This window comes from Ruegeria sp. AM1 (assembly GCF_056540745.1).
The window spans coordinates 947,840-961,845 of the sequence record NZ_JBQFXH010000001.1; the positions used below are offsets into that span (position 1 = coordinate 947,840).

General features: G+C 57.6%; 13 protein-coding genes. 1 reads left to right on the forward strand and 12 read right to left on the reverse strand.

Translation table 11 applies throughout. The annotated features are described in order from the left end of the window. Window positions 1-35: 35 nt before the first annotated feature. From recG to sciP, 4 genes are all read right to left on the reverse strand, one after another. The gene (gene recG, locus ACR0I7_RS04755; protein WP_480508930.1) at window positions 36-2,126 is read right to left on the reverse strand and encodes an ATP-dependent DNA helicase RecG; all 2,091 of its coding nucleotides are present in this window, start codon (window positions 2,124-2,126) and stop codon (window positions 36-38) included. Continuing rightward, window positions 2,123-4,375 carry an NAD-dependent DNA ligase LigA gene (gene ligA, locus ACR0I7_RS04760; protein ID WP_480508932.1) on the reverse strand — a complete coding sequence of 751 codons (2,253 nt, stop codon included), beginning with the start codon at window positions 4,373-4,375 and terminating at the stop codon, window positions 2,123-2,125. Before ligA ends, recG begins: the two co-directional genes overlap by 4 nt. A gap of 127 nt (window positions 4,376-4,502) precedes the next feature. After that, window positions 4,503-5,219 (reverse strand): response regulator transcription factor CtrA, encoded by a 717-nt coding sequence (gene ctrA, locus ACR0I7_RS04765; RefSeq protein WP_480508934.1) that lies wholly within the window; start codon window positions 5,217-5,219, stop codon window positions 4,503-4,505. Between the two features lie 85 nt (window positions 5,220-5,304). After that, window positions 5,305-5,598: a CtrA inhibitor SciP gene (gene sciP / locus ACR0I7_RS04770; RefSeq protein WP_480508936.1), complete on the reverse strand. Its 294-nt coding sequence runs from the start codon at window positions 5,596-5,598 to the stop codon at window positions 5,305-5,307. Between the two features lie 130 nt (window positions 5,599-5,728). Here sciP and mnmA point away from each other — a divergent pair, with 130 nt between their 5' ends. Beyond that, the gene (mnmA, locus tag ACR0I7_RS04775) at window positions 5,729-6,874 is read left to right on the forward strand and encodes a tRNA 2-thiouridine(34) synthase MnmA (protein ID WP_480508937.1); all 1,146 of its coding nucleotides are present in this window, start codon (window positions 5,729-5,731) and stop codon (window positions 6,872-6,874) included. Here the strand turns inward: mnmA and ACR0I7_RS04780 are convergent. The 8 genes from ACR0I7_RS04780 to ACR0I7_RS04815 form a co-directional block, all read right to left on the reverse strand. After that, window positions 6,871-7,452, reverse strand: coding sequence for a hypothetical protein (locus ACR0I7_RS04780; RefSeq protein WP_480508939.1), 582 nt, complete (start codon window positions 7,450-7,452; stop codon window positions 6,871-6,873). The genes mnmA and ACR0I7_RS04780 overlap by 4 nt on opposite strands. Continuing rightward, window positions 7,452-8,609, reverse strand: coding sequence for a lipid-A-disaccharide synthase (lpxB, locus tag ACR0I7_RS04785; protein ID WP_480508941.1), 1,158 nt, complete (start codon window positions 8,607-8,609; stop codon window positions 7,452-7,454). The genes ACR0I7_RS04780 and lpxB overlap by 1 nt, the downstream gene beginning before the upstream one ends. After that, window positions 8,609-9,403, reverse strand: coding sequence for an LpxI family protein (locus ACR0I7_RS04790; protein ID WP_480508943.1), 795 nt, complete (start codon window positions 9,401-9,403; stop codon window positions 8,609-8,611). Before ACR0I7_RS04790 ends, lpxB begins: the two co-directional genes overlap by 1 nt. Window positions 9,404-9,407: 4 nt before the next feature. Further along, the gene (lpxA, locus tag ACR0I7_RS04795; RefSeq protein ID WP_480508945.1) at window positions 9,408-10,190 is read right to left on the reverse strand and encodes an acyl-ACP--UDP-N-acetylglucosamine O-acyltransferase; all 783 of its coding nucleotides are present in this window, start codon (window positions 10,188-10,190) and stop codon (window positions 9,408-9,410) included. Continuing rightward, window positions 10,187-10,660 carry a 3-hydroxyacyl-ACP dehydratase FabZ gene (fabZ, locus tag ACR0I7_RS04800; protein ID WP_480508947.1) on the reverse strand — a complete coding sequence of 158 codons (474 nt, stop codon included), beginning with the start codon at window positions 10,658-10,660 and terminating at the stop codon, window positions 10,187-10,189. Before fabZ ends, lpxA begins: the two co-directional genes overlap by 4 nt. Before the next feature lie 72 nt (window positions 10,661-10,732). After that, a complete protein-coding gene (locus ACR0I7_RS04805) occupies window positions 10,733-11,317 on the reverse strand; it encodes an OmpH/Skp family outer membrane protein (protein ID WP_480508949.1) in 585 nt (194 codons plus the stop codon). Between the two features lie 5 nt (window positions 11,318-11,322). Beyond that, window positions 11,323-13,683 carry an outer membrane protein assembly factor BamA gene (gene bamA, locus ACR0I7_RS04810; RefSeq protein ID WP_480508951.1) on the reverse strand — a complete coding sequence of 787 codons (2,361 nt, stop codon included), beginning with the start codon at window positions 13,681-13,683 and terminating at the stop codon, window positions 11,323-11,325. 129 nt (window positions 13,684-13,812) lie between these two features. After that, window positions 13,813-13,959, reverse strand: a complete 147-nt coding sequence (locus tag ACR0I7_RS04815) for a hypothetical protein (protein ID WP_480508953.1) — start codon at window positions 13,957-13,959, stop codon at window positions 13,813-13,815. Window positions 13,960-14,006 lie beyond the last annotated feature (47 nt).

Below are 14,006 nucleotides of genomic sequence, written 5' to 3' on the forward strand. Positions count from 1 at the left end.
TTAAGAACATTTGTGAACTTAGCAGAACTTTTGATCTAACCCACTGAAAGCAAACGGATTGCCTGATCCTGTTTCATAAGCCACAACAGAACGCGCGCGGCCTGACCCCGTGTCGACGTCAGTTTAGGGTCCGCCAAGAGCAGCGCGCGCGCATCCGATTGCGCCACCGCCATCAAACCCGCCTGCCGCTCCAGATCGGCGATGCGGAACTTGGGCAGCCCGGATTGCGCGGTGCCTATCAGATCTCCGGCACCGCGCATCTGCAAATCGGTTTCGGCGATGCGAAACCCATCTTCGGTCTCGCGCAGAACCTCCAGCCGTTTGCGCCCACCCTCGCTTAGCGGAGGCTGGTACATCAGCAAGCAGGTCGAGGCATCCTCGCCCCGCCCAACACGCCCGCGCAGCTGATGCAGCTGCGCCAGCCCGAATATCTCGGCGCGCTCGATGACCATGATCGTCGCGTTGGGCACATTGACCCCCACTTCGATCACGGTTGTCGCGACCAGCACCTTGGTCTGACCCGATTGAAAGGCCGCCATCGCTGCATCCTTGTCCGCAGGCGGCATCTGCCCATGCACAAGACCGACCGAGCCTTCGCCCAACAGTGCACGCAGGCGTTTAAACCGTTCCTCCGCAGCCGTCAGGTCCGAGACCTCGGATTCATCGACCAGCGGGCAGACCCAGTAGCACTGTTTACCTTCATCAATCGCGCGCCGTAGATGGGCGACCACTTCGTCCATACGCTGCGTACTGACAATCGCGGTTTTGATCGGCTTTCTTCCCGGTGGCTTTTCATCCAGAACCGACACATCCATGTCGCCATATTGCGCCAAAGCTAGGCTGCGCGGGATCGGGGTGGCCGTCATGACCAGCACGTCGGCGCCCTGCCCCTTTTCCGACAGCTCCATTCGCTGACGCACGCCAAACCTGTGCTGTTCATCCACGATGGCTAGGCGCAGATCGCGAAACTCGACATCGTTTTGGAACACCGCATGGGTTCCGACAAGGATGTGAATATCGCCGCGTTTCAAAGCCTCAAGCTTGGCCCGCCGTTCGGCCCCTTTGTCGCGCCCGGTCAGGATCTCAAGAACAACACCCGCATCTTCGGCCAAAGGACGCAAGCCCTGCAAATGCTGGCGGGCCAGAATTTCTGTCGGCGCCATCATGACACCCTGCCCGCCGGCCTCGACCGCGATCAAAAGCGCCATAAACGCCACCAGCGTCTTCCCCGCCCCGACATCGCCTTGCAGCAGTCGGTTCATACGCGCATCAGACATCATATCGGCGGCAATATCCTGAATCGCCTGCGTCTGCGCGTTGGTGGGCCGATATGGCAGGCCGTTCAGAACCTTCGATTGCAAGTCGCCCGTTCCCTGACTGGCAATCCCGCGCGTTCGTTTCTCTCTCTGCCGCGCCAGAGCGAGCGTCAACTGGTGCGCAAAAAGCTCGTCATAGGCCAAACGCTCGCGCGCAGGAGCAAACGGGGCGACGTCATCTGCGCCCATCGGGTTATGCGCCGCCTGAATAGCGGTGGCCCAGTCGGGCCATACCTGCCGCTCAACCTGCGCCGCATCGATCCATTCCACCAATTCCGGCGCACGCTGCAACGCGCTTCTGGTGGCTTTATAGGCCGTCTTTTGCGTCACGCCCTGCGTCAGGTGATAGACGGGTTCGAACTCAGGAAGCTCACCTGCCTCTTCGGGCACAACGATATGATCAGGGTGAACCATCTGGGCCATCCCATCGAACAATTCCAGCTTACCCGACACAACGCGGCGCGCGCCCTGCGGCAGTATTTTGTTCAGATAGTCGCCGCGCGCATGAAAAAAGACCAATTGAAAATCAGCCTGCGCATCTTCGACATGAATGCGATATGCGCCCCCCCGGTTGCGGGACGGACGATGCGGCCCAACGGTGACCTCAACCGTCAGGGTCGTCGGCAAATCGACCCCTTGAATGGTATCGCGTCGTCGCCGATCAATAACTGCATAAGGCAGCCCGAACAGAACGTCGCGCGGGGTCTCAACCCCGATCTGCACAAGCAGCTGCGCGGTCTTAGGCCCAACGCCGTCAAGCGTTTCTAACCCAGCAAACAACGGAAAGAGGAGTTCGGGGCGCCCGCTCATGCATCCCCGATCAGCTGCAACCAGCCATCTTCGTCCAGAGTTTCAATTCCCAGATCCGCTGCTTTCTTGGCCTTGGACCCCGCCCCCGGCCCGGCCACAAGCAAATCCGTCTTGGCGCTGACCGATCCCGAGACTTTGGCCCCCAGCGCCTCGGCCCGGGCTTTGGCTTCGGCGCGGGTCATTTTCTCTAATGTTCCGGTGAATACGACGGTTTTGCCTGCCACCGGGCTGTCAGAGCTGGGCGCTTCGGGGGGCACAACCTCAAGATGTTGCAGCAACTCATCAAACGCGGTGCGCTCTTCCGTGTTGGCAAATGCATCCGACAGGGACAGGCCCAGCGTTGCGCCGATGCCGTCGATCCCGATCAGGTCAGACCAGACCGAGGCGGCCTCGGGCCGTACCTCAGACGCGGCAATCGCAGCGTCGCGGGCTTCTTTGATCCTGGCCCTGCGCCCCTCTGCGGCTGCGGCCCGGCGTTCTGTGTCTTCGGCCTCGTCCGCGGCGCGCTGTGCCAGCGCCGCTGGGCGGGCCGTATCAACCGCCTGTGCCATCGCCTCCCAACTGCGATAATACAGTGCCAGATCGCGCGCGCCGACCTCACCCACGTGGCGAATGCCAAGCGCGAACAGCAAACGCGCAAAAGGAATCCGTCGCTTTTCCTGAATGGCGGCGAACAGGTTGCTGGCGGATGTATCACCCCAGCCATCCCGGTTTTTCAGACGCGAAAGGCTCTCTGCGTCGCGGCTTTGCAGGGTGAAAATATCGGCCGGTGTCCGAATGGGAAGTGCCGGGTCATCATAGAACATCTCGATCTGCTTTGCGCCCAACCCTTCGATATCAAAGGCCTTGCGCGAAACAAAATGCTTGAGCTTTTCCACCGCCTGCGCCGGGCAGATCAGACCACCTGTACAGCGGCGGACGGCGTCACCCTCCTCCCGGATCGCATCGCTGTTGCATTCTGGGCATTTGAATGGAAATTCAAATCGTTGCGCGCCATCAGGGCGCTTTGACAGGTCGACATCGGCGAGCTTTGGGATCACGTCACCGGCACGATAAACCTGCACCCAATCCCCGATCCGAAAATCCTTGCCGTCCCGGATTTCGCCCCCTTTTGCGTCGCGCCCTGCAATGTAATCTTCATTGTGCAGCGTCGCATTGGAAACGACCACGCCACCCACCGTCACCGGCTGCAGACGAGCCACGGGGCTGAGCGCACCGGTTCGTCCGACCTGGATATCGATCGCCACAAGTCGGGTCCAGGCCAGCTCGGCTGGGAATTTATGCGCAATCGCCCAACGCGGCGTGGTTGACCGAAATCCCAAACGCGCCTGCAAGGAAAGGTCATCGACCTTGTAAACCACCCCATCGATGTCATAGCCCAGCGTCGCGCGCTGTCCCTCGATCTTTCGATAGTGCTCCAGCATCTGCGCAGGCGTTTCACAGCGGCGGGTCAGATCGTTGGTTTGAAAACCAAGTGCTTTCAACCGCTCAATCGCCGCCATCTGTGTTTCGGCCAAAGGTTCTGAGACTGCGCCCCAGGCATAGGCAAAAAACCTGAGCGGCCGCGTGCGTGTAATACTGGAATCCAGCTGCCGCAACGATCCGGCCGCTGCGTTGCGCGGGTTGGCAAAGGTCTTGCCGCCTGTTTCCGTCTGGCGCGCGTTGAGCGCATCGAAGTCCTCGTGAGACATATAGATTTCGCCCCGGACCTCCAGGATTCCGGGGACGTTTTCCAAGTGTTTGGGAATGTCTTCCACGGTCAGCGCGTTGGCGGTTACGTTTTCGCCAACCGCGCCATCCCCTCGGGTGGCTGCCTGAACCAGTTGACCATCTTCGTACCTCAGCGAGAGTGAAAGCCCGTCGATCTTCGGCTCGGCCGTATAGGCCAGCGGCGCATCATCGCTCAGGCCCAAATACTTGCGGATGGACCGGTCAAAGCCAGCGACATCCTCATCATTAAAGCCATTACCCAACGACATCATACGCACGGCGTGCGTTACTTTAGCAAAGCCATCGCCGGGTCGTGCGCCGACCTGTTCGGTCGGGCTGTCCTGGCGTTTCAACGTAGGAAAACGGGCTTCGATTTCTTGATTGCGGCGCTTCAGAGAATCGTATTCAGCATCCGAAATCTCTGGATCGTCTTTGGCATGGTAATGCTCATTGGCGCGGCGCAGCAGCCCAGCAAGCCGCGCCAGTTCATCCTGTGCCTGCTCTTCCGTCAGGTCTTGTACTGCAATGGAATCGCTCATGCCCTCGCCCTGTCACATCTTTCTGGCCTAGTGATAGGGTGAGGGCATGAGCAGGTCCAGTGTCGTGCTGAGCCGTGAGTGAGCAAGATGCCGCCCTGGACCAATAGCGGCAATTTCAGGATTTGGTTCAGGCGCCGACCGCCATCCGCGTTTCTTCAACCGAGATGCTTTGCGGGTCGCGCAGGACATATCCCCGCCCCCAGACGGTTTCGATATAATTGTCGCCGTCGGTTGCGTTGCTGAGTTTCTTACGCAGTTTGCAAATAAACACATCGATGATCTTGAGCTCGGGCTCGTCCATACCGCCATAGAGGTGGTTCAGAAACATCTCTTTGGTCAGCGTGGTCCCTTTGCGCAGGCTCAGGAGTTCCAGCATCTGGTATTCCTTGCCCGTCAGATGAACAGTTTTTCCACCGACCTCGACGGTTTTGGCATCCAGATTCACAGCCACCTTACCGGTCTGGATAACTGACTGCGAATGCCCCTTGGATCTGCGGATGATGGCATGAATGCGGGCCACCAGCTCTTCGCGATGGAAAGGCTTAGTCAAGTAATCATCGGCGCCAAAACCAAATCCTTTGATCTTGCTTTCCGTATCATCCGCGCCGGACAGGATCAGGATCGGCGTTTCCACCCGCGCGATCCGCAATTGCCGCAGCACCTCATGCCCGTTCATATCCGGCAGGTTCAGATCCAACAGAATAAGGTCGTAGTCATAAAGCTTTGCGAGATCGATGCCTTCTTCGCCAAGATCGGTTGCATACACATTCAGATTGGCATGTGTCAGCATCAACTCAATGCTTTTTGACGTTGTAGGATCATCCTCAACAAGAAGTATGCGCATTATCACTGCTCCAGTTCGGGTCAATTATTCCTGTTCAAATTGAGCCTGAACAAAAATGGTTAATCTGACGTTACCGTTGAATCATTTATTCACTTTCTACCTTAGGTTGTCGATATTTTTTTAATGCGGTGACCTTCAAAGCGTCCACACCATGCTCGGCCACTGCGGAAACCCACGAGTTGAATTCCTCTTCGCTGATCCCATACCTTTTTTTTGCATCCGACAGCGTGATCAGCCCATACAGGACGCCCCGCACAACAATCACCTTTCGCGAAGCAACCCAGCGGCGTGTATCAGCCGGGGGCAAATCCGCACGTGTTAAAACCGTTCCATCCGGCAGGGTTACCGACCGAGGTCCTTCAACTTTGTGCAAATACATCTTCTCGACCCTTTCTTGCTGTCACAAAGCTGACCCCAGCCTACTTAATGCTGCGTGAAACCGCCTCTTGAGAGTGTGTAGAATTTTCTTATATTCTGCCGGTCTTCCTTAACCCGAAACGGAACCAACCATGGCCCTCGATACCGAGACCCCGCTGAACTCGCTTGGCTTTGCCAAACCGCCCTCGGAAACGCGGGTGGTTGTTGCCATGTCCGGTGGCGTCGACAGCTCGGTCGTGGCTGCGTATCTGGCCGATCAGGGTTATGACGTGGTGGGCGTGACGCTGCAGCTTTATGATCATGGCGCGGCGCTGGCCAAGAAAGGCGCTTGCTGCGCCGGGATTGATATCCACGATGCGCGCCGCGTGGCCGAGGAACGTGGCTTTCCACATTATGTGCTGGACTACGAGAATATCTTTAAAGACGCGGTAATTGACGAATTCGCTGACAGCTATCTTGCGGGAGCGACGCCGGTACCCTGCATTCGCTGCAATGAGCGGGTGAAGTTCAAGGACCTGCTGGAAACGGCCAAGGATCTTGAGGCCGACTGCATGGCAACCGGCCACTATATCCAACGCAAGATGGGCCCCAACGGGCCTGAACTGCACAGCGCCGAAGATGCCAATCGCGACCAGTCCTATTTCCTGTTCTCGACGACACCGGAGCAGCTGGATTTCCTGCGCTTTCCGCTTGGCCATTTGCCGTCAAAAGACGCCACGCGCGAGATGGCGGCGCAGTATGGGTTGGCCGTCGCTGACAAGCCCGACAGCCAAGACATCTGCTTTGTTCCCGACGGTAACTACGCCAGCGTGATCGAGAAACTGCGCCCCGGTGCCGCAGAACCGGGTGAGATCGTTCATGCTGATGGCCGCGTGCTGGCGCAGCATGACGGCGTTATTCACTATACAATCGGTCAGCGCCGCGGGCTTGGGATCGGTGGCCTCAGCGAACCGCTATATGTGGTGAAACTGGACGTCGACAAAAAGCAGGTTGTGGTTGGCCCCAAAGACCTGCTGGCCACCCGTACCGTTCCGGTGCGGGAAATCAACTGGCTGGGTGATGCGCCCCTCATGTCGCGAGAGGAATGGCATGTCTCGGTCAAGGTCCGCTCGACCCGCCCGCCGCGCGAGGCGATCATCCGGCCCCTGTCCGACACAACCGCCGAGGTCGAATTGCTGACAGCTGAGGAAGGGGTTTCCCCCGGACAAGCCTGCGTGTTCTATGAGACAGGTGGAAGCCGTATTTTCGGTGGCGGCTGGATTTGGCGCGGCTATTAAATAGCGTCAGTCCAGGAGTTGCTGAGGATATAGAAGCCAGCGCAGATCATCACATACGGCACCAGAGTTTCCAGCCGGCGTGCCAGGCCGCCGGTCATGATGGGCGTGCGTGCGCCGACAAATCCAAGAACGGCCAGCCCCAAAGCAGCCGACACCGCCCCAAGCGCACCGGCGACCCGAAAACTGGGGGCCGAGTCGGCCAGCAAGGGGGCCAGCACCGCGAACGTGTCCATCGACAGGCTGATGAACAATAACATGGTCATTAAAACGGGGGCGCCGGACGCGAGATGTGGCTCTCGCTGATCCGAGGCTCCCCGAAGCTGTCGCACGACCCCAATCAGCCCGAGCGTCAGAGGCAGCGCACCCAGATATCCGGCCCAGTGCGGGATCACATCGTCCACCCCAACGGCCAGCAAAAAGGCCGCGCAGATCACCAGCATCTGAGCCAGAAGGAACCCCAATACAGCACGACGCGGGCCAGAGACGAACATCAGGGCCAAAAGTGCTGCCAGATTATCAAGGTTCGTCAGGACCTGAGCCATGAAGGCAGACGCGGCAAAGACCACATGATCCAGCATCACGCGCGCATCCGCCCGATCACGGCTCGCGCGGCCCGCAACCCCGGAGCTTCACCCCCTCGGCCTAGGCGTTCCATCGTAATGGCCATCGCATCCTGTTGTGCGCCCGGATCTGAGACGACGGTGTTCAGTGCAGCTGCGATCTTGTCGGGCTGGCACTCATCCAGCAGGCATTCAGGAACGGCGCGGGTTTCTGAGACCAGATTGACCAGTGTCACCGTGTCCAGCTTAACCAGTCGCTCGGCCATTTTCTGCGTCAGCCAGTTCAGCTTGTAGGCAATCACCATAGGCGTGTTCTGGGCCGCAAGCTCCAGCGACACCGTTCCTGACGCAGCCAGCGCAAGCTCCGCTGCCCCAAATGCCGCACGTTTATAGGCTGTCGCCTCCGCCGCGCTCATGTCGCGCGGGTCTAGAACCACGGGATTACCGGGCCATTCTGTGACTACGGCTTGAATAAGATCTGTCACATGCCCAACCGTGGGCACAACAACCCGGTACTCCGGGTGATCTGAGGTAAAACGATGCAGGGCCTCTCCGAAACATCCGGCAAGCCGTTCCACCTCTCCCCGTCTTGAACCCGGCAGCGCCAGCAGAACCGGTGCATCCCCCAAATCAAAGGTGTCGCGAAAGGCCGAAACCTCTTGTTGGGTTGCAACCGCTTCGCTGGCGACCGGGTGGCCGACGAAATCGCACTCCATGCCTACGCGTTCCATATAGGGCGGTTCAAACGGCAGCAGCGCCAGAACATGATCGATGACCTTTGCCATCTTGTCCGCCCTGCCCGGTCGCCACGCCCAGACGCTGGGTGCAACATAGTGAACCGTACGGATCGTGCTGCTGGCCTTGACCAGTTTCGCGACACGCAGCGAAAAATCCGGGCTGTCGATTGTAATTAGGACATCTGGTTGGGTCTCAAGTACGGCTTGCGCCGTCTCGGATATGCGGCGTTTCAGATGAAAAAACTTGGGCAGAACCTCGACCAGTCCCATAACGCTGAGCTCGGACATCGGAAACCGGCTGACCAGCCCCTGCGCCTGCATCAGCGGGCCACCGACCCCGTCGAATTCGACGTCGGGGACCAGCGTTTTCAGCCCCTCCATCAAAGCACCGCCCAATCGATCGCCCGAAGGTTCCCCGGCGACCAGAAAGACGCGCATCAGACCGCCCGCTCGCGTACGAACAGAAACAGGCCAAGCCGGTCGCATTCTGCCACAACGCGTTCACGTTCAAGCACAATGACACCGCCTTTTTCGATCACAATCCCCGTCAATCCAGCCGCAACCGCCGCCGTGACCGTCTCGGGCCCGATGGCGGGCAGGTCTGCGCGGCGATCCTGATCCGGCTTGGGCCCTTTGAACAGGATTCCGCCCCCGGCATCGGGGCGTTGCGTGAGGGATTGGAGCATCCAGGCCGTGCCGAAAATGCCTTCAATCGCAAGGGCCTGCCCCTTAAGCACCGCGCAGGCCTGACCGGTATCTGCCGCCCCCATGGCGCGCAATATGCCAGCCGCCCGATCTGCATCTGCCAGATCACTTTCTGATGGTGCGGCCTGTGTCAGGCATCCCAAGGGCGGCAGTATCTGAGGCGCAACCTCATGCGCCGCACGAACCGTCAGACCGGCCTGTTCAAACACGCCGATGATGGCGCGCAGGGCATCATCATCCCCTGTCATCATAGCTTGCTGCAATATCGGCACCAAAGGCATCGTCGCCGCATCGATCCGCGCCGGATCAATAACCGGGCGGCGCACAGCCCCTGCCATACAAATCTCGGTAACGCCGCGCTGCTGCAGCTCGGCAATAAAACTGCCCAATTGTTCGAGCGGGAACACCAGATCAGCTGTCAGAGTGTCCGGCAAGAACCCTTCCATAGCGCAGATCAAGGGGCGTTCTGGCAGGCTGGCAACCAACTCATCTGGCAATATGCCCGTTCCTGCGATCAGCGCCAACATGCGTTCATTTCCTTGGGGTCAGGAAGGACCGGTCCGAATGGCCCGTGACAAAGTCAAAGATCTGACGGACATAGTCGCTGTCGATCTCCTGCAAGCGGTTAGCCCGATCCATAAAGGTGCCGTCGCCCTCAGACAGTTCGCGAAAGGCCGACCGCAAGGCCGAGATATCCGCACGCGACACGCCGCGTCGCTTGAGCCCCACCAGATTCAACCCGTCCAGTTCGCCACGAGAGGCCTGAACCAGGCCGTAGGGAATGACATCGTTTGCGACCATGGTCAGCGCGCCAATGATCGCACCGCGTCCAACGCGCACCCATTGATGCAGCCCCGAGATACCGCCAACGATAACATCATCTTCGATGATACAATGACCTGCGGCCCCGGCATGGTTCACCATGATGACCCGATTGCCGATCTGCACGTCATGCGCCACGTGAACGCCGGCCATGAACAGACAATCATCCCCGATCCGCGTCACACCACCGCCGCCTTCGGTGCCGGTGTTTATGGTGACATGCTCGCGGATACGGTTGCGTTTGCCGATCTCCAGCCGCGTATTTTCGCCGCCAAACTTCAAGTCCTGAGGGATCTCCCCGATGACAGAAAAGTTGAAGATAATCGTATCGTCACCAACCGATGTATCGCCCGTCACCACGGTATGAGACTTGAGCTCGACCCGATCCCCTAAACGCACCTGCGCGCCGACATAGCAGAACGGTCCGACTACACAGTCCCGACCAATCTGCGCACCGTCTTCGATGATCGCGCTGGGATGAACGCCGCTCATGTCGTCTTTTCCATGTCCCAATCGACATAGGCTGAAAACTCGGCCTCAGCCGCGACTTCACCATCAACGGTCGCGCGACCGCTGAACTTGAAAATCTTACCGCCTTTTTTGCCGCGCACCGTCTCGACATGCATTTCAAGTACATCGCCAGGCACGACCTTGCGGCGGAACTTACATTTGTCGATATTCATGAAATAGATCAGCAGTTCGCTGTCGATCACATCCATACCAACACCCAGCATGACGCCTGCGGTTTGCGCCATCGCCTCAACTATCGTAACACCCGGCATGATCGGCGTGCCAGGGAAGTGTCCCTGAAAGTGCGGCTCATTCATCGTGACATTCTTGATGCCCACAGCCGAGGTGTAGCCGGTAATGTCCACCACTTTGTCAACCAACAGAAACGGGTAGCGATGCGGCAGAATGCGCTGAATCAGCTGAATGTCAGCGCTCTTTGTTTCCGTGGTCATGATGCGGATGTCCTGTGCTGGATTTCTCTTTTGCGCGTGGTTAGCAATACCGTCTGACAAGAGCAAGCCAAGCTATTGGCCGTCATTGGCCTGCGCGGCGGTCCCATCGCCGATTGCAGCGTTAATCCGCGCGATGGCGATGTCGGTAATGTCCGAGGCGTCAGAGCTGAGAAATACGCTCGATCGTTCGATGATCATCGAGGCCCCGGTTTCACGCAGCAGATCAATCAGGACGGGCTGTGAAAGCTCAAAAAATCGGGCGCGCGCCTCTTCGCTGCGCCTTGCAAGCCCATCCAGTTTTGCGCGCTGGCTGTCCCGGTGCAACTGAACCTTTCGATCAAACGCGTCTGCCAGAGGCCGGAATTCCGTTGCCTCAAGCTGGGCACGCTGTTCGGTCAGAGCCTTCTCTTCCTGGCTCAATTCGGCAACGATCTTTTCGTTCTCAGCGGCTAGCGCGGCGCTCTCTGCTTCGATCTCGCCAAAGACACGCAGGCCAAAGGCGGAGTCTGAAAACAGGCGGTCGCTGGATATGGTAAGTACACCCGTTTCAGGCAACCCCAGCTGCTGGGCAGGCAGCGCACCCGGAAACAACAAGAGAAATAAAATGCACAGGGCCCGAAACGGGCCCCGAAACGTGATCTTAGTACCCTTCGACATACGCGTCAGAACTGAGCCTGGATGGTCAGGTCAAAGTTCTGCACCTTGTCGAATTCTTCCTTCTTCAGAGCCTGAGAAAAGTTGAACCGCAAAGGTCCAAACGGCGTGGTCCAAAGAACCGAAAGACCAACAACATGTCGAATAGAGCCGTCAGCGCCAACAATGTTGCCACCAGCAGTATTCACATTGTCGATGTTGTACAGGTTGCCCACATCATAGAAAACACCGCCCCGCAGGCCGAACTCTTCGGGCAGACCCAACGGGAAATCGGACTCGAAACGGGCGACCCAATAGTAGTTGCCACCGATTGCGTCATCCTGCCCGTTCGACAAATCCCGCGGACCGATACCGGCCGGCTCAAAGCCACGGAAGGTGTTGGGGCCCAAAACAAAACGATCAATCGTTCTGCTGAAGTCATTCCCTCGCCAATGCAGTGCGCCCAACTCCAGCGAAGCCCGCAACGTCACTTCTTCATTCAGCACTCTGGTCTGCGCGATCGAACGTGCCGTGGTTTTGAAGTATTGGTTGTCGCCACCAAGGCCGGCGGCATCGACGCCCACTTCGAACAACACACCCGCGTTGGGATTCAATCCACCAAGACGGCTATCGTAAATGTAGGATAGACCCAATGAACTGGTCACACGCTCGCCTTGCGCAATCTCCGAAGCGATCACTGCACCGTTTGTCTCACCGCTTTGCTGCGTCATCTCGCTACGATTCCAGTTATAGCGCAATCTCAAAGCCGACAATTCTCCAATCGCATAGCTAAGCTGCGGTTCAAAGAAGACGGTTTGGGTGTCATAGCTCGCAAAGCTCGAGTTTGTGCTGGCAAGGCCCAGCCCAAGATCAAATCGCAACTTACGGCCCAACAAATAGGGTTCAGTGAAGTTGATTGTATACTGCTCGGAATCCTGCGCGGTAGACAAATTGATACCCAGCGTCTGACCGCGTCCAAGGAAATTGGCTTCCTGAAGACCAAGCGCAAGCCCGAAACCATCTGATGCAGAAAAGCTCCCGCCGATACTCAACGACCCTGTTGGCTGCTCTTCAACATCCACATCAACAATGACCTGACTGGGGGAAGACCCTTCGCGCGGTTCGACATCTGCGACGGCAAAGAAGCCCAAAGCGCGAATGCGCTCGGCGCTCTGACGAATTTCTCGCGGATTGAACGGGTCACCTTCTACAGTATCGAACTGACGGCGGATCACCCGGTCAAGCGTGGTTGTGTTGCCCTCGATATCAATCCGCTCGACAAAGATGCGCGGACCTTTGGTCAGGACAAATTCGATATCCAGCGTCAGATCACGGTCATTGCGAGTCACCCGCGGCTCAACCCGCAGGAAATCAACGCCTTGCTTAACGCCCAGACGCTCTTGTCTGGCAATCGAGTTCTCAATCAGCGTCGGCGAATAAGTCACGCCAGGCTTGATCTTCAGCGCATTCTGATAGTCAGCCGCGTTAACGCCTGGGATTTCGCTGACAGTCGTGATTTTGCCGAACGAGAACTTTTGTCCTTCGGTGATATTCATGACCAAGAAGAAAGCATCCCGCTCACGGGTGAATTCAACATTCGCGCTGTTCACACGAAAATCTACGTACCCACGCGAAAGGTAAAAGTCGCGCAACACCTGCTTGTCGAATTCAACCCTATCCGCAATGAACGTATCGCTCCGCAGGAAAGTGCGTAGGAAATTCGCTTGTTTAGTCTCCAGTACGCGGCGCAAACGGCGGTCAGAATACGCGCGGTTGCCGACAAAACTGACCCGTTCGATTTCGATCGGGGTGCCTTCGGAGATTTCGAACACCAGATCGACACGATTCTCGTTGCGGCGGATGATCCTTGGAATAACTGTCGCCGCGACCCGGCCTTGCGCCGAGTAAATTTCTGCAATCAGATCTGCATCTGCTTCAGCAACCTGGGGCGTGAACACGCGGCGCGGCTCTGACGATATGGCCTGAAATAGAACGTCGTCCTTGATCCGGCGATTGCCCTCGATGCTGATTTGATTGATCGTGGGGTACTCTTCGACATTGATAACCAGGGTGTTACCGCGCGGCGTTAACTCGACTGTTTCAAAAACACCACTGTCAAGCACGCGCTGATAAGCGTCATTCAACTGCCCTGCGGTTACCGACTCCCCTGCCGTGATTCCCGTTCGGGCGATGATGGTCGAGGTTTCAATCCGTTGATTGCCCTCAACCTCGAACGAATTGATGGTGAAATTCTGAGCCTGCGCGACCTGCGGCAACGCCGCTAAACTCATTGCAAAAAAGAGGAAAAAAAACGTTAGGGCCTGCCACAAAATATTGCCTTGCGGTTGCTCTACACCGCAGGATGTGCCCGCGCCTCGCCTGTAAGCCATATTTTTCTCTACCTAGAACTTTCGGACTTTAGCAGTTGAGTAACGGGATTGGCGCGTCTTGTCAAAAGACCAAACGCAAACGCGGCCCGATAGGCCGCGCAATCAAAACTCAGGACGTTTCAGCAGGAATCAGAAAGTGAGGATGTTGGCGCTTGCTGCCAGATACGCGCCCGCCGCAAGGGCAAGCGTGGTGACACCAAAACTCAGCAAAACATCCCAGTTCAAAACGAACAGGAAACGAAAACTCTGATAAGATTTTTGCAGCACACTGGCCATGACACCAAATCCAACCCGAAAAATTGCCCCGATCTTATGAAGCTGAA